The 18,976-nt window shown below is 67.0% G+C and carries 21 protein-coding genes; 5 read left to right on the forward strand and 16 right to left on the reverse strand.

Annotation, left to right across the window (positions count from 1 at the left end; translation table 11 throughout):
- Window positions 1-54: 54 nt before the first annotated feature.
- The gene (locus SPHME3_RS0108760) at window positions 55-2,649 is read right to left on the reverse strand and encodes a putative bifunctional diguanylate cyclase/phosphodiesterase (RefSeq protein WP_018250679.1); all 2,595 of its coding nucleotides are present in this window, start codon (window positions 2,647-2,649) and stop codon (window positions 55-57) included.
- A gap of 160 nt (window positions 2,650-2,809) precedes the next feature.
- Here SPHME3_RS0108760 and SPHME3_RS0108765 point away from each other — a divergent pair, with 160 nt between their 5' ends.
- Window positions 2,810-4,342, forward strand: coding sequence for a fumarate hydratase (locus tag SPHME3_RS0108765; protein ID WP_020486557.1), 1,533 nt, complete (start codon window positions 2,810-2,812; stop codon window positions 4,340-4,342).
- A 128-nt stretch (window positions 4,343-4,470) separates the two neighbouring features.
- Here the strand turns inward: SPHME3_RS0108765 and SPHME3_RS0108770 are convergent, their stop codons facing one another.
- From SPHME3_RS0108770 to SPHME3_RS0108785, 4 genes are read right to left on the reverse strand one after another with little or no spacing between them, the layout of a single operon-like run.
- Entirely contained in the window at window positions 4,471-4,989 is a 519-nt protein-coding gene (locus SPHME3_RS0108770; protein ID WP_017979534.1) for a hypothetical protein, read from the reverse strand.
- Window positions 4,986-5,492 (reverse strand): hypothetical protein, encoded by a 507-nt coding sequence (locus SPHME3_RS0108775; protein ID WP_017979533.1) that lies wholly within the window; start codon window positions 5,490-5,492, stop codon window positions 4,986-4,988. The genes SPHME3_RS0108770 and SPHME3_RS0108775 overlap by 4 nt, the downstream gene beginning before the upstream one ends.
- On the reverse strand, window positions 5,489-6,001 hold the full coding sequence (locus SPHME3_RS0108780; RefSeq protein WP_018250680.1) for a hypothetical protein: 513 nt from the start codon (window positions 5,999-6,001) through the stop codon (window positions 5,489-5,491). The genes SPHME3_RS0108775 and SPHME3_RS0108780 overlap by 4 nt, the downstream gene beginning before the upstream one ends.
- Window positions 6,001-6,237, reverse strand: coding sequence for a helix-turn-helix transcriptional regulator (locus tag SPHME3_RS0108785; protein WP_017979531.1), 237 nt, complete (start codon window positions 6,235-6,237; stop codon window positions 6,001-6,003). The genes SPHME3_RS0108780 and SPHME3_RS0108785 overlap by 1 nt, the downstream gene beginning before the upstream one ends.
- Window positions 6,238-6,380: 143 nt before the next feature.
- On the opposite strand from SPHME3_RS0108785, the gene SPHME3_RS0108790 reads away from it, so the two are divergent.
- Window positions 6,381-6,809 carry a hemerythrin domain-containing protein gene (locus tag SPHME3_RS0108790; RefSeq protein WP_231292038.1) on the forward strand — a complete coding sequence of 143 codons (429 nt, stop codon included), beginning with the start codon at window positions 6,381-6,383 and terminating at the stop codon, window positions 6,807-6,809.
- Entirely contained in the window at window positions 6,806-7,297 is a 492-nt protein-coding gene (locus SPHME3_RS0108795) for a GNAT family N-acetyltransferase (RefSeq protein ID WP_017979529.1), read from the forward strand. Before SPHME3_RS0108790 ends, SPHME3_RS0108795 begins: the two co-directional genes overlap by 4 nt.
- 365 nt (window positions 7,298-7,662) lie before the next feature.
- Here SPHME3_RS0108795 and SPHME3_RS0108800 read toward each other — a convergent pair whose 3' ends face one another.
- Complete coding sequence (locus SPHME3_RS0108800) at window positions 7,663-8,205, reverse strand: hypothetical protein (RefSeq protein ID WP_017979528.1); 543 nt, start codon at window positions 8,203-8,205, stop codon at window positions 7,663-7,665.
- Window positions 8,206-8,308: 103 nt separating this feature from the next.
- Between SPHME3_RS0108800 and SPHME3_RS0108805 the strand changes: the two genes are divergently transcribed.
- Window positions 8,309-8,686, forward strand: coding sequence for a PRC-barrel domain-containing protein (locus tag SPHME3_RS0108805; RefSeq protein ID WP_017979527.1), 378 nt, complete (start codon window positions 8,309-8,311; stop codon window positions 8,684-8,686).
- Here the strand turns inward: SPHME3_RS0108805 and SPHME3_RS0108810 are convergent.
- The 3 genes from SPHME3_RS0108810 to uvrB form a co-directional block, all read right to left on the reverse strand.
- Window positions 8,683-9,003, reverse strand: a complete 321-nt coding sequence (locus SPHME3_RS0108810) for a HigA family addiction module antitoxin (RefSeq protein WP_018250682.1) — start codon at window positions 9,001-9,003, stop codon at window positions 8,683-8,685. The genes SPHME3_RS0108805 and SPHME3_RS0108810 overlap by 4 nt on opposite strands.
- Window positions 8,975-9,256, reverse strand: a complete 282-nt coding sequence (locus tag SPHME3_RS0108815) for a type II toxin-antitoxin system RelE/ParE family toxin (protein WP_017979525.1) — start codon at window positions 9,254-9,256, stop codon at window positions 8,975-8,977. Before SPHME3_RS0108815 ends, SPHME3_RS0108810 begins: the two co-directional genes overlap by 29 nt.
- 82 nt (window positions 9,257-9,338) lie before the next feature.
- Window positions 9,339-11,534 (reverse strand): excinuclease ABC subunit UvrB, encoded by a 2,196-nt coding sequence (uvrB, locus tag SPHME3_RS0108820; protein WP_017979524.1) that lies wholly within the window; start codon window positions 11,532-11,534, stop codon window positions 9,339-9,341.
- A gap of 137 nt (window positions 11,535-11,671) precedes the next feature.
- Between uvrB and SPHME3_RS0108825 the strand changes: the two genes are divergently transcribed.
- Complete coding sequence (locus tag SPHME3_RS0108825) at window positions 11,672-12,493, forward strand: ferredoxin--NADP reductase (RefSeq protein ID WP_018250683.1); 822 nt, start codon at window positions 11,672-11,674, stop codon at window positions 12,491-12,493.
- Between the two features lie 49 nt (window positions 12,494-12,542).
- On the opposite strand, the gene SPHME3_RS0108830 is transcribed toward SPHME3_RS0108825, so the two are convergent.
- The 7 genes from SPHME3_RS0108830 to pstC all read right to left on the reverse strand — a co-directional run bounded on the left by SPHME3_RS0108830 (window position 12,543) and on the right by pstC (window position 18,852).
- Entirely contained in the window at window positions 12,543-13,448 is a 906-nt protein-coding gene (locus SPHME3_RS0108830; RefSeq protein ID WP_017979522.1) for an SDR family NAD(P)-dependent oxidoreductase, read from the reverse strand.
- A 100-nt stretch (window positions 13,449-13,548) separates the two neighbouring features.
- Window positions 13,549-13,971, reverse strand: a complete 423-nt coding sequence (locus SPHME3_RS0108835; RefSeq protein ID WP_017979521.1) for a hypothetical protein — start codon at window positions 13,969-13,971, stop codon at window positions 13,549-13,551.
- Window positions 13,972-14,081: 110 nt separating this feature from the next.
- Entirely contained in the window at window positions 14,082-14,774 is a 693-nt protein-coding gene (gene phoB / locus SPHME3_RS0108840; RefSeq protein ID WP_020486556.1) for a phosphate regulon transcriptional regulator PhoB, read from the reverse strand.
- A complete protein-coding gene (gene phoU, locus SPHME3_RS0108845; protein WP_017979519.1) occupies window positions 14,774-15,478 on the reverse strand; it encodes a phosphate signaling complex protein PhoU in 705 nt (234 codons plus the stop codon). The genes phoB and phoU overlap by 1 nt, the downstream gene beginning before the upstream one ends.
- The gene (pstB, locus tag SPHME3_RS0108850) at window positions 15,478-16,239 is read right to left on the reverse strand and encodes a phosphate ABC transporter ATP-binding protein PstB (RefSeq protein ID WP_221204744.1); all 762 of its coding nucleotides are present in this window, start codon (window positions 16,237-16,239) and stop codon (window positions 15,478-15,480) included. The genes phoU and pstB overlap by 1 nt, the downstream gene beginning before the upstream one ends.
- Window positions 16,233-17,483, reverse strand: coding sequence for a phosphate ABC transporter permease PstA (gene pstA, locus SPHME3_RS0108855; RefSeq protein ID WP_020486555.1), 1,251 nt, complete (start codon window positions 17,481-17,483; stop codon window positions 16,233-16,235). The genes pstB and pstA overlap by 7 nt, the downstream gene beginning before the upstream one ends.
- A complete protein-coding gene (pstC, locus tag SPHME3_RS0108860) occupies window positions 17,476-18,852 on the reverse strand; it encodes a phosphate ABC transporter permease subunit PstC (RefSeq protein WP_017979516.1) in 1,377 nt (458 codons plus the stop codon). The genes pstA and pstC overlap by 8 nt, the downstream gene beginning before the upstream one ends.
- Window positions 18,853-18,976: the final 124 nt, after the last annotated feature.

Raw genomic sequence — 18,976 nt, forward strand, 5'->3', positions numbered from 1 at the left:
CGTGAGGGCGGCGGCGCTTGGAGCACTGTGGCGCGCGGCCGGGGTGACGTCGGATCAGCCGTGACGCAGGCGGTTCTGTAGAGTGCTGAGCCGGTCGAGGTCGATGCGTTCGTTAAAAGCGATGCCGGCGCGGCCGTCATGCGCCCAGGCGATGCGCGCGGCGACCATCATGTCCTCCGCCACCTCGAGCATCACATCGACGCCCACCGCCTCGCCATCGATGTTGATGCCGTCGATCAGCGCGCCGCTGCTCGACATGTTGCGGATGCGCACGTCGCCCTGCTTGCGGCCGATCTCGATCCGGGCGGAGCGCAGCATGCGCGTGCGCGGCGCCCGGCTGATGCGGTGGCCGACGGGGTGGGCGGGTGCGGCTTCACCAAGCTGCGCCATGACGTCGGCGGCGGGCACGCCGCGGCCATAGACATAGCCCTGGATGTGGCTGCAGCCGAGATCGCGGACCAAGTCGATCTCGTCTTGGATCTCGACGCCCTCCGCGGTCGTCTCCATGCCCAACGTCTCGGCAAGCGAGACGATCGCGCGGATGATCGCGGCGTTGCGGTTGCCCGGCGCGGCGGCGCCGCGCACGAAGCTCTGGTCGATCTTGATCTTGTCGAACGGCGCGGTGCGCAGATAGCCGAGGCTGGAATAGCCGGTGCCGAAATCGTCCAGCGCTAGGCGGACGCCGATCGCCTTCAGCGCCTTGAACATCGCATCGGTCGAGCCCGAGCCGGCGAGGAAGACGCCTTCGGTGATCTCCAATTCCAGGCGGCGCGCGGGCAGGCCGCTATGTGCGAGCGCGGAGGTGACGAGCGCGGGGAAGGCGGGGTTGGCGAACTGGATCGGCGAGACGTTGACCGCGACGCGCACGTCCCCCGGCCAGCGCGCGGCATCGGCGCAGGCGGTGCGCAGCACCCATTCGCCCAGCGGCTCGATCAGTCCGCATTCCTCGGCAACCGGGATGAAATCGGCCGGCGAGATCGGCCCGCGTACCGGATGGTGCCAACGGATCAACGCTTCATAGCCGACGATCTTCGCGTCCTTGGTCGACACGACGGGCTGATAGTGGAGGACGAAGCCGCCCTCGGTCAGCGCGAGGCGCATGTCGTCTTCGAGCGCCTTGCGGCTCTTCGCCCCGGCCAGCATGTCGTCGGAATAGAAACGGTGGACGCCGCGCCCGTCCGCCTTGGCGGCATAGAGCGCGAGGTCGGCGTTGCGGATCAGCGCCTCGGCATCCTTGCCGTCCTGGGGCGCGATCGCGATGCCGATCGAACAGCCGATCGTCACCGACGTGGCGGCGACGAAATAGGGCTGCGACAGGCCGGCGATCAGATCGCGGGCGAGAAGCGCGAGCGCGTCGCCGCGGTCGTTGCCGGGCAGCAGGACTTGGAATTCGTCGCCGCCGAGGCGCCCGACGAGGCCGGCATCGCCGACGATCCGTTGCAGGCGCTGTGCGACCTGTTTCAACAGCTCGTCGCCCGCCTGATGGCCTAAGGTGTCGTTCACCGCCTTGAACCGGTCGAGGTCCATCAGGAACAGCGCGGCGGGGCTGTGCGTGATCGCCTGCTGCTGCAGCGTCTTGTCGAGGCTGTGGCGCATGCGCTGGCGGTTGGCGAGACCGGTCAGGCTGTCGAACAGGGCGAGGCGCGTGATTTCGGCATCCGACCGCCGCTTTTCGGTCAGGTCGCTACCCGAGCCGATGAAGCCGCCGAAGCGGCCGAGATCGTCGATCATCGGCCGGCCGGACATCGACCACCAGCGTTCGGCAACCTCCGGCGCGTCGCCCGCGCCGCAGATCATGTAATCGGCAAAGGCGGTACGCGACGACAGATGGAAGGCGAGCGTGCGCTCGGTCCCGATCGCGGCGCCGTCCATGCGGAAGACGTCGGTGAGGAACTGGCCGATTGGATGCGGCTGGCCGTTCTGGACCAGATCGTCGGCGACCTTGCGCGACAGATAGGTCAGCCGGCCCTGCCGGTCGCTTTCCCAGAACCAGCCGGTGCCGTGATCTTCGAATTCGGCGATCATCTTGAGCGCGAGGCGGCCGTTGCCGCTGTCGATCATATGATCATAAGCGGTGCGCGCGTCGATCCGGGCGAGGCGGACGATCACGAAGCCGAAGGCGATGACGAAGGGGAGCGCGGCGAGCGTGGCGAGGATATGACCCGCCGCCGCCGGCATCAGCGAGAAACCGACCGCCAGCGACAGCGTGGCGATGCGGATCGGCTGGAGCGCGAGGGCGACCAGCGCGATCGTCGCCGCGATGCTGACCCAGCAGACGATGGCGAACGACCCGTGCGGTAGATCGGCGGCGAGTACGGCCAGCGCGCCACCGATGGAGAGCGCGGCGACCCCGGTGACGCGCACGCGCTGGAACACCGGCCAGCGATCGCTATGCTGCCCGAACGCGGCGAACCACAGCACGCTGGCGCTTGCGATCATCAGCAGGATGGCGATGACGAAGGGCAGGGAGAGGCCCGTCGCATGGGCACCGACGCCCAGCAGCACGGACATTGCGGCGAGCGACGCGCAGGCCAGCGGCCACAGCGTCGCGACCATGCCGAGCCGCTGCCCGAGCGACACGACGACATAGTCCGGGCTGTCGTAGCGCACGCCCAGAATCGTCATCGCCGACGCGTCCGGTCCCCGCATATCGAGAGGTTGAGGTCGGGTCATGCGATTCATGGCACCGGAATACCCCCGCGATCCTTGATAAATCCCTGCAAAGGGGGCCGAAACGGCTGCATCGCAGCGATGCTTGGCGGGCGCGCAGCCGGGGGGTAAAGGCTATTTCCCGAAGGAGCTTTCGCCTGTGACCAGCCTGCCCGTGACCATCCGCGCCGCCGACCTGATCGACAGCGTCGCCGACGCCCTGCAATTCATCAGTTACTATCACCCGATGGATTACATCCGCGCCCTGGGCGAGGCCTATGAGGCCGAACAGAGCCCGGCCGCCAAGGATGCGATCGCGCAGATCCTGACCAACAGCCGTATGTGCGCGGAGGGGCATCGCCCGATCTGCCAGGACACGGGCATCGTCAACGTGTTCGTGAAGTGGGGCATGGACTGCCGGCTGGACGACAACAGCCGATCGATGCAGGAGGTGATCGACGAGGGCGTGCGCCGCGCCTACCTCCACCCGGAGAACAAGCTGCGCGCCTCGGTGCTGGCCGATCCGGCGTTCACGCGTCGCAACACGCGCGACAACACGCCGTGCGTGCTGCATGTCGAGATGGTGCCGGGTGCGACCGTCTCGGTCGATGTCGCGGCGAAGGGCGGCGGCAGCGAAAACAAGTCGAAGTTCAAGATGATGAACCCCAGCGATTCGATCGTCGACTGGGTGATCGAGATGCTGCCGCAGATGGGCGCGGGCTGGTGCCCGCCGGGCATGCTGGGCATCGGCATCGGCGGCACCGCGGAGCATTGCGTGCTGCTCGCCAAGCAGGCGCTGATGGAGCCGATCGACATGGGGCCGCTGAAGGCGCGCGGGCCGAAGAACGATATCGAGGCGCTGCGCATCGAGATTTTCGACAAGGTCAATGCGCTGGGCATCGGCGCGCAGGGGCTGGGCGGCCTCTCCACGATCCTCGACGTCAAGATCAAGGACGCGCCGTGCCATGCGGCGGGCAAGCCGGTGGCGATGATCCCCAATTGCGCCGCGACCCGCCATGCGCATTTCACGCTCAATGGCAGCGGCCCGGCTTATCTGGAGGCGCCGAAGCTCAGCGAATGGCCCGACGTCAACTGGACGCCCGACAAGGCCGCGATCCGCGTCGATCTCGACACGCTGACGCCGGAGGTGGTGCAGTCGTGGAAGCAGGGCGACCGGTTGCTGCTCAACGGCAAGATGCTGACCGGGCGGGACGCGGCGCACAAGCGCATCGCCGACATGCTGGCGAAGGGCGAGGAGCTGCCGGTCGAGTTCAGGGGCCGGGTGATCTATTATGTCGGTCCGGTCGATCCGGTCGGTGAAGAGGTGGTCGGTCCCGCCGGCCCCACCACCGCCACCCGCATGGACAAGTTCATGCGCATGATGCTGGATCAGGGCCTGCTCGCCTGCGTCGGCAAGGCAGAGCGCGGCCCCGCCGCGACCGACGCGATCCGCGAGGCGAAGAGCGCCTATCTGATGGCGGTCGGTGGCGCGGCCTATCTGGTGGCGCGTGCGATCAAGGGCAGCAAGGTCGTCGGGTTCGAGGACCTGGGGATGGAAGCGATCTACGAATTCGAGGTCAGCGACTTCCCCGTCACCGTCGCGGTGGATAGCGAGGGCAACAACGTCCACCAGCTCGCGCCGCTGGTGTGGCGCGACAAGATCGCGAAGGAAGGGTTGTTGCAGCCGGCGTGATGCTGGTGGCCATGTCCGTCATCCCAGCGCAGGCTGGGATCTTCCGGTGAGAGCTCGCGACAAGAACCGGCAGAGGCCACAGCCTGCACTGGGGCGACGCCGGGGACTTCGGGGCGCGGGGTAAGGCCTCACCCCGCCTGATCGTCGTCCTGCTGCCAGCGGACCGCCCAGCTCGCCTGGGCGGCGGGGGTGGCGTTGAGGATGGTGAAGAGCAGGAACAGCGTCTGTGCCGCGCCCTGCATCAGCGCAGGCTTGGGCCAGTCGAGCGCGAGGCCGGCCATCAGCGCGAACAGCGCGAGCATCGTCGTGATCGCGAAGACGGCGAAGGTCGACAGATAGGCGCGGGCGCGGACCGCGCGGTCCCATTCGTCGGCCTTCTCGACGCCGCCATAGGGTTTGAGTGGGCCGACGATCTTGACGACCATGGCGAGCATGAAGCCCAGCATTTCGATGCCATAACCGGCGAGCGCGAGCGGCGTCTGCATGCCGCGGCTGAGCGACAGGGCGATGCCGGCGAAGGCCAGGGCCAGCGCGATCGTCGCGGGCCAGCGCAAGGGACGACGGCGGGGCGGGTGCTGCGACAGCGCCGGAATGCCGGTCCAGCCGACGAGCGCGTCGAGGCGCTGAAGGGGTGTCTTGTCGGTCACAGCGGCTCATCCTCCGGGTCGGGCATCGGCACCATGAATTCGGCGAAGAGGACGGGGAGCGTCAGCATGGTCATCACCGTGGCATAGCCGATCGCGCCCCATTGGCTGGTGGTCGCCGGCATCGGCCAGTCGAGGCGGCTGGCGAGCATCAGCCAGACGAACAGCATGCTGACGACGAGGATGTCGATCAGATAGGCGCGGCGCATCGCGTCCGACAGCGCGGTACGTTCGAACTCGTCGAAGGTCGCAAATCCGGCCGGACTCAGCCACGCCTCGCGCGTGAAAGGGGACTGGAGCGAGGTGATGAACAGCAGCATGCTCATCGGCATGACGTTCGGCAGCGTGGAGCCGCGATCATAGGCGCCGACCATCGCGAAGACGGGAATCGTGAGAACGAAGAGGAGGCCAGCGCTCATGCCCCAGCGAACCCAGTATCGACGCGGACGCTGCTTGATCTCGTTCGCCTGCCATTTGCGGATGTCGTAGCCGTCGCGGTAGCTCATGCGGCGTCCTCGGAAACGGGAAAAGGGATCGCCCATTCGGCGAACAGGGTCGGCAGGTTGGAGGCGGTGGCGACAAGCGCAAGGCCCCAGACCGCCCAGTCGCCCCAGCGGTGCGGCATCGGCCAGCCATAGGACGTGGCGAGTGCGCACCAGCCGAGCGCACCGGCGCCGAGCAATGTGACGACCCAATAGGCGCGCTGTGTCGCGCGCATCAGGGCGGCACGTTCGAACTCGTCGTACGAGTCTTGCATCCAGCCTCCCTTGGCAAAGGGTGAGCGGCCCGAGCCCATGTTCATGATGCCGATGACGACGAACCATCCGATTGGCAGGCCGGTTCTTTGGTCGCCCGGCACCCAGAACTGGACGAGAGCTAGGCCAAGGCTGACGACCACGGCGGCCATCAGCCACCATCGCAAAGAACGACGCCGATAGGGCCGGCCACCGGCAAACTCCGGCGGCATCTCCCCGGGTGCATAGCGCCCGGTCCAGCGGCGGCTGTCATAGCCCATCAGGCGTCTCCGGCCCGGCGCAGCGCGTCGGTGAGCGAGGGGAAGGGGGCGAGCGAGAAGATCAGGTCCACGGGGACGTCGAAATAGGCGGCGATCTTCAGGCCCAATTCCAGACTGGGGTTGTAATCGCCGCGTTCGAGATAGCCGATCGTCTGCGGATTGACGCCGACCGCCTCCGCCAGCTCGCGCCGCGACACGTTGCGGTCGTTCCGGAACAAGGCGATGCGGTTGTGCATGCGTCCATTCTGCATGATCTGTTGTGTTTACACAACGATTCGTTTTGGCTTCAAGAAGGGGGCTTGGCGGCCTCCCGCATTTACCCGCCAGAAACCGAGACGGCTTAGTATTTGATTCGACGCGAAATATGTGGGGATGGCTCATGTTGAGCAGGAGGACTTTGTCCGCCGAGCATGACGAGCTGCGCGAGCTGACTGCAGCGCTGCTGGCCTGTGTGGCGGCGCCGCAGCCCGATTTGACGACATTGGGGAAGGCGCGGTGGCTGCTGACCCGCAAGCTGCTGGCGCATCTCGCGAAGGAGGATGCGTTGCTCTATCCTCGGCTGTGCGCGAGCCCCGATCCGCGGGTGGCGGCCGTCGCAACCCGCTTCGCCGCCGAGATGGGGTCGCTCGCCGACCGCTACCGCGCTTATGTCGCGGCCTGGCCGGCGGAGCGGATCGCGGACGACTGGATTGCCTTCGGGGCCGCCACGCGGCAGATCCTGCAGCTGCTGCTGCGTCGGATCGAGGGGGAAGAGACAATGCTCTACACGCTGATCGAGGAGACCCCGTCGCGGCGGACAGCGGCGTGACGGCGCCGACGATCCGCCCGGCAAGCCCCGACGACGTGGCGGGCGTCGTCGCGATGCTCGCGCCCGTGATTGCCCTGGGCGAGGCCTATGCCCTGCCGCGCGACATGACGTCGGCGGCCATCGCGGACCATTGGTTCGCGGCGGCGCATCAGGTGTTCGTGGCCGAGCGCGATGGCGTGCTGCTGGGCAGTTATTACATACAAGCCAATCAGGCGGGCGGCGGCGCGCATGTCGCCAATGCGGGCTATGTCACGGCCGAAGCGGCGCGCGGGCAGGGCGTCGCGCGGGCGATGGCGGAACATTCGTTCGACGCGGCGCGGGCAGCGGGCTTTCGCGCGATGCAGTTCAATTTCGTGCTTGCCAGCAACACGGTGGCGGCGAAGCTGTGGCAGGCGCTGGGCTTTGCGATCGTCGGGCGGGTGCCGGAGGCGTTCGACCATCCGCGGCTGGGCCCGGTCGATGCCTTGGTGATGCACCGCTTCCTGTAGCCCGAAATGAGAAGAGGGTGCCGGGCGCCTCGCGGCGACCCGACACCCCCCAAACATGGTCAGCGGCCGGAGAGCTCCAGCCCGGGAGACCATGAGGCCTCTTCAACCCATGACGACATCGTTGATTGGGGGAGGATACCCCCCGGTGCCGCCGTATCGGGTGTTAGAAGCCAGTCCCCCGAACGAACTGAACCGACCCCACTGCTGAACCATGAGACATCGGATCACCTCCTTTCGCTTGTGATAGCCATGTGCCGGGGACCCCCGCCACACCGGCAATGTGCGCATCGCCGCGGCCACATGCAAGACTTGTAATGTAACGCGTTTTGCACGAGCATCGCGCCCCTTGGCCCCGGGCCTTTGGGCTAGCGCCGGCAATCCTCGGTCACGCGCTCGATCTCCGCCCAGGCGGGCAGGACCAACGTGCCGCTGCCGGGCTGCTCCACTACGAACCGTCCGCGGCTGAAGCCCATCGCGTCGAGCAGGCTGTCGTTGGGCGCGAGCGTGGTCGCGACATATGGCGGCGTGCCGCCGGTCGGGCGCATCGCCAGTGCGCGGGTGGTGCTGGTGGTGCGGATCGTCAGCGGCGCGAGCACGCTGCCGGCGCGCGACAGGAAGATCTGACGGCCCGACAGGTCGCAGCGCAGCGTCACCACCGCGTCGCTGCCCGCCATCCCGAACAGCGCCAGGCTGCCGCGTGCATCGCGGCGATAGGTCCAGGTGCCCGGCGTCAGCGGCCAGTCGCGCCAGTCGCTGCCGCGCGGCGCTGCGACTGGTGCAGGCTGCGGGCGAACCGGAGCAGGCGTCGGCGTGGCCGGCGGCGCGATCGGCTGGGGCACGCAGGCACCGAGTGCGGCGAGCAGGGCGATGGCGAGACCCGGGGCAGGATTGAAGGCGAGACGGCGCATGGGCGGGGCTTATGGGCGAAGCGGCAGGCGCGCTCAAGGCGCGTGAACATGGAACCGGCGCGGCCACAAGGCGGTTCACCCGGCACGAAACAGGAGCTTTTCGATGTCCACCGACACGCAGACCGCCACCACCCAGCTGCTCGCGCAGGCCAATATCGCCCATTCGCTGAAGGTCGAAAGCCGCGACGGGGACCAGGTGGGCGCGGTCTATGCGCTGATGGTCCACAAGGGATCGGGCCGCACGACGCACGCCGTGCTGAGCCTCGGCGGATTCCTGGGGATGGGCAAGAGCTTCTACCCGGTGCCGTTCGGCCTGTTGCAGTTCGATCCCGTCCGCGACCTGTACGTCATCACCATCGATCGCCGTATCCTGGAAGGCGGCCCGAGCTGGGCGAACAACGCCCCCGTGTTCGATCAGGCCTATGCCGATCGCGTCGCGAGCTACTACGGCGTCGGCAGCGAGAATTTGGCGGCGGGTTAAGCGGCGCGCGGCACGATCCGGTCGAGCGCGTCGTTTAGGGCGCGCTTGGCCTCGACGATTTCATACCGATCCTGCAGGCGCAGGAAAAAGCCGTCCGAGAGGCCGAAATAGCGGGCGAGGCGAAGGTCGAGCTCGGCGTCGATCGCGCGGCGTCCTTCGACGACATCCAACACGCGATCGCTGTCGACATCGATCGCCCGAGCGAGCTGGTCAATGCTCAACTCTTCTGGTTCCAGAAATTCGCTGACCAGCAGCTGGCCGGCATGCTCGTTCTCCAGCCAGTCCGCATCAGTGATAGTCGGTGATCTCGACGTCATGTGCGTCTCCGTCCTTCCACACGAAGCATATCCGCCATTGCATGTTGATGGCAATCGCATGCTGTCCCGCGCGGTCGTCCTTCAGGGGATGCAGGCGGTTGCTTTTCATTGCGGCCAATTCTTCGAGACTAAGCGCGGCGTCTAACAGCGTCAGTCGCCGCACGGCTCGTTGCTGAATATCCGGGGGCAATCGGCGGCTGCGGTCGCGGTTCCATATGCGTTCGGTTTCGGGGTCGGCGAAGCTACGGATCATGGCATCGTCCTTTCCCCTGATCCGTAGCTGCAGTAGCTGAGGCAGTTAACTCCCTGCCCTTGTAGAATGCAATTCTACAAGACTACCGCCCCCGTCGGCCTCCCATCCGCATCTTCTGTTCCTTCCCATAGCGCGTCTTGCGCGTTCCCGGTTTGCCTTCGTTGCTGCGGCCCATGATCGGGGCCTTTTGCTCGTGTACGGGCAGGCCGAGTTCTTCGTTTTCGAGCTGGCGGATTTCGTCGCGGAGGCGGCCGGCAGTTTCGAATTCGAGGTCGGCGGCGGCCTTGCGCATCTGCTTTTCGAGGTCTTCGATATAGGCGCGCAGGTTGTGGCCGACCATGTGGGGGCGGTCTTCGTCGATGGGGACGGTGACCTGATCGCCCTGGCTGACGTGCGCGATGATGTCGCCGATATTGCGGCGGATCGTCGTCGGCGTGATGCCGTGTTCGGCGTTATACGCTTCCTGCTTTTCGCGACGGCGCTGCGTCTCGTTCATCGCCCGCTCCATCGAGCCGGTGATGCGGTCGGCGTAGAGGATCACGCGGCCATCGACGTTGCGCGCGGCGCGGCCGATGGTCTGGATCAGCGAGGTTTCGGAGCGCAGGAAACCTTCCTTGTCGGCGTCGAGAATTGCGACCAGCCCGCATTCGGGAATGTCGAGGCCTTCGCGCAGCAGGTTGATGCCGATGAGGACGTCGTAGACGCCCAGCCGCAGGTCACGGATCAGCTCGATACGCTCCAGCGTCTCGACGTCGGAGTGCATGTAGCGGACCTTGATCCCCGCTTCGTGCATATATTCGGTCAGGTCCTCGGACATGCGCTTGGTGAGCGTCGTCACCAACGTGCGATAGCCCTTGGCGGTGGTCGCCTTGCACTCCTGGATCAGGTCCTGCACCTGTTCCTCGACCGGGCGGATTTCGACGGGCGGGTCGATCAGGCCGGTGGGGCGAATCACCTGCTCGGCGAAGACGCCGCCGGTCTGCTCCATCTCCCAATTGCCCGGCGTCGCCGAGACGCTGACCGTCTGCGGGCGCATCGCGTCCCATTCGTTGAAGCGGAGTGGCCGGTTGTCGATGCACGACGGCAGGCGGAAGCCATATTCGGCGAGCGTGATTTTCCGTCGATGGTCGCCGCGCGCCATCGCGCCGATCTGCGGCACGGTCTGGTGGCTTTCGTCGACGAATAGCACGGCATTTTCGGGGAGATATTCGAACAGGGTGGGGGGCGGCTCGCCGGGCAGGCGACCGGTGAGGAAGCGGCTGTAATTCTCGATGCCCGCGCAGCTGCCGGTCGCCGCGATCATTTCGAGATCGAAGTTGGTGCGCTGTTCGAGGCGCTGAGCCTCGAGCAATTTGCCTTCCGCGATCAGCTCCTTCAGCCGTTCGGACAGCTCGTGCTTGATCGCCTCGCCCGCCTGCTTGAGCGTCGGGCCAGGGGTGACATAGTGGCTGTTGGCATAGACGCGCACGCTGTTGAGCGAGGCGACTTTCTTGCCCGTCAGCGGATCGAATTCGGTGATCTCTTCGATGTCGTCGCCGAAGAAGCTGATCCGCCACGCACTGTCTTCATAATGCGACGGAAAGATTTCGAGCGTGTCGCCCTTCACGCGGAAGTTGCCGCGCTGGAAGGCGGCGTCGTTGCGCTTGTATTGCAACGCGACGAGCTTGCGCACGATCTCACGCTGGTCCACCGTCGTGCCCTTTTTCAGGTCGAAGATCATCGCCGAATAGGTTTCGACCGAGCCGATACCGTACAGGCACGACACCGAGGCGACGATGATGACGTCGTCGCGTTCGAGCAGCGAACGCGTCGCCGAATGGCGCATGCGGTCGATCGATTCGTTAGTCGACGACTCTTTCTCGATATAGGTGTCCGACCGGGGCACGTACGCCTCGGGCTGGTAGTAATCGTAATAGCTGACGAAATATTCGACGGCGTTATCGGGGAAGAAGCTCTTGAACTCGCCGTAGAGCTGCGCCGCGAGGATCTTGTTGGGCGCGAGTATCAGCGCCGGCCGCTGCAATTCCTCGATCACCTTCGCCATGGTGAAGGTCTTGCCCGAGCCGGTGACGCCGAGCAGCACCTGGTCCTTCTCACCCGCGCGCGCGGTCGCGGTCAGCTCGGCGATCGCGGTCGGCTGATCGCCGGATGGCTGATATTCGCTGACCAGCTTGAACGGGCGGCCGCCCTCCACCTTGTCGGGGCGCGCGGGGCGGTGGGGGATGAAGCTCTGGCCGGTTTCCGGCTCGTCGAGGGTGGTGCGAATCTGGATGACCATATCGGGAACGGATATGGGGTGGGGGGCAAGGCTCGGCAATGTCCGGACGGGGCCCCGACAAGCTTTGCTTCGGTTGACCGTGGGGCGCGTGCTTCATATTGCGAACGCTTCTCGAACAACCCGAAGTCCTGCCCGCGATGACCGATACCCGCACGCCGAAGACGATCCCCGAAACCAAGGCGTTCGCCAACGTCAAGGTGCTGTGGGTGCGCCACTGGAACGACCGGCTGTTCAGCTTCGCGGTCGAGCGCCCGGCCAGCTTCCGCTTCCGCTCGGGCGAGTTCGTGATGATCGGCCTGCCCGGTGACGGCGAGGGCGCCAAGCCGATCATGCGCGCCTATTCGATCGCCAGCCCGCATTATGCCGAGGAATTGGAGTTCCTGTCGATCAAGGTCGAGGACGGGCCGCTGACGTCGAAGCTGCAGCTGATCGAGGCGGGCGACGAAGTGTATATGGGGAAGAAGCCGACGGGGACGCTCGTCACCGACGCGCTGATCGGCGGCAAGCGATTGTTCTTCTTCTCGACCGGCACGGGCCTTGCGCCGTTCCTCAGCCTGGCACGCGATCCCGACGTGTACAGCATGTTCGACCAGGTGATCCTGGTCCATTCGGTGCGGCAGGTCAGCGACCTGGCCTATCACGACGAATTGGAGGCGCGCCTTGCCGACGATCCATTGGTGTCGGAGGAAGCGGCGACGCAGTTCCACTATATCCCGACGGTGACGCGCGAGCCGTTCCGTACGACGGGGCGCATCGGCGACCTGATCGAGAGCGCGGCGCTATTCGGCGACCCGGTGCAGGGCGCGAAGAAGCTCGATCCCGAAACCGACCGCATCATGCTGTGCGGGTCGATGGCGATGATCCGCGAAACGGCGGCGATGCTGGACGGCATCGGCTTCGAAGAAGGCTCGAACGCCAAGGCCGGGACGTATGTGATCGAGCGCGCGTTCGTCGACTGATCCCTGGCGCCCTGCCGGCCCGAGCCGGCGGGGCGCGCAGGCTGGCGGCTCAGCCGCCCTGGAGCAGCTTGCCGATCGTCATCGCCTGTTCGGCCCCGGTCTTCGGCACGATCTCTCCCTCGCGGTCGGCGATCGCGTCCCACGCATCGGCGACGCCTTCGGGTGAGAGCGCCTCGCCGGTCAGCAGCGTACCGGGCGTCAGCGTGACATAGGAAGCTTGGAAGACGCCGGCGCCGGCGCCGAGGATGACGTTGCTCGGCGCGTTCTCGCTGACCAGATACAGCGCGCCGGGCGCGACCTTTTCGGGAGCGAAGGCTTCGAAGGCGGCGGCGGGGAACAGATCCTCGGTCATGCGCGTGCCGGCGGTCGGGGCAATGGTGTTGACGCGGATGTCGTTCTTCGCGCCCTCGATCCCCAATGTCTTGGCGAGGCCGGCGAGGCCTAGCTTGGCGGCGCCGTAATTGGCCTGGCCGAAATTGCCGAAGAGGCCGCTGGACGACGAGGTCATCAGCACGCGACCGTAATTCTGCTCGCGGAACGTCTCCCAGCACGCCTTGGTGGCGAAGGCCGAGCCCAGCAGGTGGACGCGGACCACGAATTCGAAATCGGCGGGCTCCATCTTCGCGAAGGTCTTGTCGCGCAGGACGCCGGCGTTGTTGATGAGGACGTGGACGCCGCCCCAAGCCTCTTTGGCGCGGGCGACCATCTCGACCATCTGATCGTATTCGGCGACGTTGCCGCCGTTCGACATCGCCTCGCCGCCAGCAGCGCGGATTTCCTCGACCACGGCGAGCGCCGCGTCGGAATGGCCCGTGCCGTCGCGGGCGCCGCCGAGATCGTTGACGACGACCTTGGCGCCACGCCTGGCGAGTTCGAGGGCGTAATGGCGACCGAGGCCGCCGCCGGCTCCGGTGACGATAGCGACGCGATCATCGAAGCGGATCGGACTGGACATGGAAAAGGCGCTCCTTCCACGATGGAATGAAGCGCCTTCCATACCGGACCTTCGAACGGGCGCAACACAGGATGTCGCGCCCGCCGATGGTCAGCCTTGCTTAGCGACGCGCGCGGCGCTTCGCCTTGTGCGGGGCCTGGCTCGCCTGCATGCAGCCGTCATACTGACCCTTCTTGCAGATCGGGTAGCTTTCCTTCGCCGGGGGCGGCGGGAAGGCCTGATCCGGGGTCGGCGCCTGACGGAAGACCGGGGGCAGGGTCGAACCCGGCGTACCGCCGGTCACGGCCGGGCCGGTCGGCGCATAGCCGCCGGCGGGCGAGCCGGTGGTCTCGGCGGGGGGCATGCTCGCCTGCGGTGCCGGGGCGGCGGGCGGCGGCGGCGGGGTCTGCGCGTCGGCGGGCGCCGCGGCGGGATCGGCCGGAGCCGGGGTCATCGTCTGGTCGGCGGGCGCGGGGGCCGGCGTGGTCTGCGCCATCACCGGCGCTGCGATCATCGCCGTGGCGGCGAGCAGAATGAGCTTCATCGCGGGAATCTCCTTTGAAACCTCATGCGCCGACAGGTGTCAGCACCGAGGCCCAACGTCTCATCGCAAACTTTTCTCCTTCGTTTCGCCGCCGATTCGATTCTTTGCGATTAAGTCCCTGAATCGAGGGAATAACCCGCAGAGCGCACGGTGCGGATCAGATCGGGCCGGTCGCCGATGTTGATCGCTTTGCGCAGGCGGCGGATGTGGACGTCGACCGTCCGGCTCTCGATATCGCTGTCGTGGCCCCATACCGCGTCGAGCAGGCGTTCGCGGCTGAACACCCAACCGGGGTGTTCCAGGAAATGCTTGAGCAGGCGGAATTCGGTAGGCCCCAGCGGCACGACCTCGCCGCCGCGACGGACCTTATGGCCGACCGTGTCCATCTCGATGTCGTCATAGGTCAGCGCTTCGCCGGCCAGCGCCGGGCGGACGCGGCGCAGCACCGCGCTGACGCGGGCCACGAGTTCGCGGGGCGAGAAGGGCTTGGTGACATAATCGTCGGCGCCGGTCTCCAGACCGCGGATGCGATCCTCTTCCTCGCCGCGCGCGGTCAGCATGATGATCGGCACGTTCTGCGTTTCGGTCATGCGGCGCAGGCGGCGGCAGACCTCGATCCCCGACAGCCCTTCGACCATCCAGTCGAGCAGCACGATGTCGGGCGTCTTCTCCTTGGCGAGCAGTAACGCCTCCTCGCCATCGGGAGTATGGGCGACGTCGAAATCCTCACGCTTGAAGTGATAGATGAGCAATTCGGCGAGAGCGGCATCGTCCTCGACGAGCAGCATGGATGCGCGTGCCATCAGAATATGTCCTCGTGCGTAGCGCCGTCGCGGTCGCGATCGGCCATCTGGGTTCCGGTTGCGGCGAAATAGACCATCTCGGCGACGTTGGTGGCGTGATCGCCGACGCGCTCCAGGTTCTTGGCGACGAACAGCAAATGGGCGACCTGGCTGATCGTGCGCGGGTTCTCGACCATGTAGGTGACGAGCGTGCGGAAGATGCTGTCGTAGAAATCGTCGAGCGCGGCGTCGCTTTCGACGACGCGGATCGCGGCTTCCGGATCACGCGCCGCGAAAGCGTCGAGCGCGGCGCGGACCATGTCGCTCGCCATGCGCGCCATCGAGGGGAGCAGTGACAAAGGTTCGATGCGGTGGCTGCCGCCATCGGCATCGATCATCGGCACGCGCTTGGCGATGTTCTTGGCGTAATCGCCGATGCGTTCGACGACGGCGGCGATCTTGAGCGCCGCCACCACCTCGCGCAGATCGACCGCCATCGGCGCACGCAGCGCGATGATGCGGACCGCGAGCCGCTCCACCTCCGCCTCGATCGCATCGATCGCCTTGTCGTCGGCGCGCACGCGCGCGGCGAGTTCGGGATCGGGGCGGGCGAGCGCCTGCATGGCGAGTGCGATGGCATCCTCGGCAAGCCCGCCCATCTGCGAGATCATGCCGCGCAGCTGGCCGATATCGGCGTCGAATGCCTTGACCGTGTGATCCACCATTAGCCGTACCGTCCGGTGATATAGTCGCGGGTCCGTTCCTCCCGCGGGTTGGTGAAGATGTCGCTGGTCGCGCCGCATTCGACCAGCTGGCCGAGGTGGAAGAAGGCGGTGCGTTGGGAGACGCGCGCGGCCTGCTGCATGTTGTGCGTGACGATGACGATGGCGTAGCGACCGCGCAGTTCGTGGATCAGCTCCTCGATGCGCGCGGTGGCGATGGGATCGAGCGCGCTGCACGGTTCGTCCATCAGGATGACTTCGGGTTCCACCGCGATGGCGCGGGCGATGCACAGCCGCTGCTGCTGGCCCCCCGATAAGGCCGTGCCGCTGTCGGACAGGCGATCTTTCACCTCGTCCCACAAACCGGCGCGCAGCAGCGATTCCTCGACCAGATCGTCCAGGTCGGCGCGGGCTGTCGCCAGGCCATGGATGCGCGGGCCGTAGGCGACGTTTTCGTAGATCGATTTGGGGAAGGGGTTCGGCTTCTGGAACACCATGCCGACCCGCGCGCGCAGCTGCACGACGTCCATGTCGGGGGCGTAGATATCCTCGCCGTCGAGCAGGATCTGGCCCGTGACGCGCGCGCTCGCGACGGTGTCGTTCATGCGGTTGAGCGTGCGCAGGAAGGTCGACTTGCCGCAGCCCGACGGGCCGATGAAGGCGACGATATTGTCCGAATCGACGTCGATCGAGACGTGGTCGATCGCTTGCGTGTCGCCATAGCGGACGCTGACATCGCGAGCGGAAATCTTGGGGGTCACCAGCGGGTCTCGAAACGGTTGCGGAGGTAGATGGCGAGGCCGTTCATCGCGAGCAGGAAGACGAGCAACACGATGATCGCGGCGCTGGTCTTTTCGACGAAGCCGCGGTCGACCTCATCCGACCAGAGGAAGATCTGCACGGGCAGGACGGTGGCGGGATCGGTCAGGCGCGAGGGCGGCGCGGCGATGAAGGCGCGCATGCCGATCATCAGCAGCGGTGCGGTTTCGCCCAGCGCGCGGGCCATGCCGATGATCGTGCCGGTCAGGATACCGGGCAGCGCGAGGGGGAGGACATGGTCGAACACCACCTGCACCGGCGAGGCACCGATCGCGAGCGCGGCGTCGCGGATCGACGGCGGCACCGCCTTGATCGCATTGCGGCCGGCGATGACGATGACCGGCATGGTCATCAGCGCCAGCGTCAGCCCGCCGACCAGCGGCGCCGAGCGCGGCAGGTGGAAGGTGTTGAGGAAGACCGCGAGGCCGAGCAGCCCGAAGATGATCGAGGGCACGGCGGCGAGATTGTTGATCGATACCTCGATCAGGTCGGTCCAGCGGTTCCGCGGCGCATATTCCTCGAGGTAGAGCGCAGACAGCACGCCGATCGGGAAGGCGAGGCCCAGCGTCACCGCCATGGTGAGCAGCGATCCCTTGAGCGCGCCCCAGATGCCGACGCGCACCGGGTCGGTCGCATCGGCGCCGGCGAGGAAGCGCATGTCCCACCCTTCGGACAGCACGCCGCGCGCCTGTAGGCGGGCGACGACCGCCTCGGCCCTGCGCGTGCCGTCATGCTTGGCGGCGACGTCGATCTCGGTCGCGGTGGGGAGGGCGAATGTGGTGCGCGTGGCGAGCAGTGCGGGGTCGCGCTTGATCGCGTCGCGCACGGTGAGCCAGGCGGCGTCGGACAACAGCTCCGGCCCGCGCGGACCATAGGCACGGATCGCCGCGGCATCGACCACCTGTTCGAGCCCCGCATCGGCGAGCGCAAGATTGGCGCCGCGGCCCTTCAGCTGTGCCGACGCGATCGGCAGGTGCGCGGCGGCGAGATCGACCGGCAGCGCGATGCGGGTTTGGCGGAAGCCGCTCGCCCCCTGCCAGATCATCGTCGCGAGCAGGAAGGCGAGGAACCCCGCCGATAGCCAGACCGCGGCAAGGCCGAGCCGGCGAAAGCGACGTTCCGCGGCATAGCGACGCTGCGTCCGCCGCTTCACCGCGGCGGGATCGCGGAGGGGGCGGGGATCAGTCATAGGCCTCCCGATACCGCTTCACGACGGTCAGCGCGACGACGTTGAGCGCCAGCGTGATGACGAACAGGGTAAGGCCGAGCGCGAAGGCGGCGAGCGTCTTGGCGCTGTCGAACTCCGCCTCGCCGGTCAACAGGTCGACGATCTGCTTCGTGACGGTGGTGGTGCTGGCGAAGGGGTTGGCGGTGAGCGTCGCGACGCCGCTCGCCGCCATGACGACGATCATCGTCTCGCCGATCGCGCGGGAAACGGCGAGCAGGATACCGCCGACGACGCCGGGCAGGGCCGCGGGCAGGATCACCTTGCGGATCGTTTCCGATTGCGTGGCGCCCATCGCCAGACTGCCGTCGCGCATCGCGGCGGGGACGGCCGCGATCGAATCGTCGGCCATCGACGAGACGAAGGGGATGATCATGATCCCCATCACCACGCCCGCCGCCAGCGCGCTTTCGGACGAGGCGTTCGCAATGCCGAGCGCAAGGCCCAGCTGGCGGACCGCGGGCGCGACGGTGAGCGCGGCGAAATAGCCGTAGACGACGGTGGGGACGCCTGCGAGCATCTCCAGCACCGGCTTCATCCAGCGGCGCGTCGCGGCATGCGCATATTGGGTGAGGTAGATCGCGCTCATTAAGCCGAAGGGGACGGCGACCGCCATCGCGATCACCGCGCCGATGAAGAACGTGCCCCAGAACAGCGGCACCGCGCCCAGGCTGGCGCCGGGATCGTCGGGGAGGATGACCTGCGGGCTCCAATGCGTGCCGAACAGGAACTGGCCGATCGGCACGATGCCGAAGAAGCGCCCGGATTCGTACAGCAGCGACGCGACGATGCCGACCGTGGTGAGGATCGCGATGAGCGACGCGCACAGCAGCAGCAGCATGACGACGCGCTCCACCTGCGTGCGTGCGGCGAAATCGGGGCGGACGCGTGTGAAGGCGAGCGCGCCGCCGCCGATCGCGAGGCACAAGGCCAGCGCGGTGGCGATCCAGTCGTAGCGCGCCTGCGCGGCGGCATAGGCGGGGGCGAGGCGGACCGAGAGCGCGTGGAACGGTACATGGCTGCGCCCGCTTGCCAGAGCGCGTGCTTCCGACAGGATCGAGGCGCGCTCGAAGCCCGGCGGGGGCAGCGTCGCGGCGGCGGGGGTGGCGATCACCGCATCGGTGACGAGCGCGGGCGAGGTGAGGCTCCATGCTGCGAGGAACAGGAGCGGCGGCACCAAGGCGGCAAGCGCGACGAAATAGCCGTAATGGACGGGCAGAGCGGTGAAGCGCGCGACCCCCGGCTTGCGGAACGTCGCCGCCCGCATCCGCGCGGCGAGCCAGCCGATCAGCGCGAGGCCGAAGACGACGATGACGAGGGCGAGGCCGCTCATGCTGCGGCTCGCGTGGAGCTTGGGACGCCGGCCACACGCACTCCGTCACCCCGGAGTTGGTCCGGGGTCCACCGGGCCGCGGGGGCAGCGCCGGAGCCTCCAGCCCGCCCCCTCGCCGCAAAGT

The organism is Sphingomonas melonis DAPP-PG 224, from assembly GCF_000379045.1.
In the GTDB taxonomy this organism is placed as follows: domain Bacteria; phylum Pseudomonadota; class Alphaproteobacteria; order Sphingomonadales; family Sphingomonadaceae; genus Sphingomonas; species Sphingomonas aquatilis.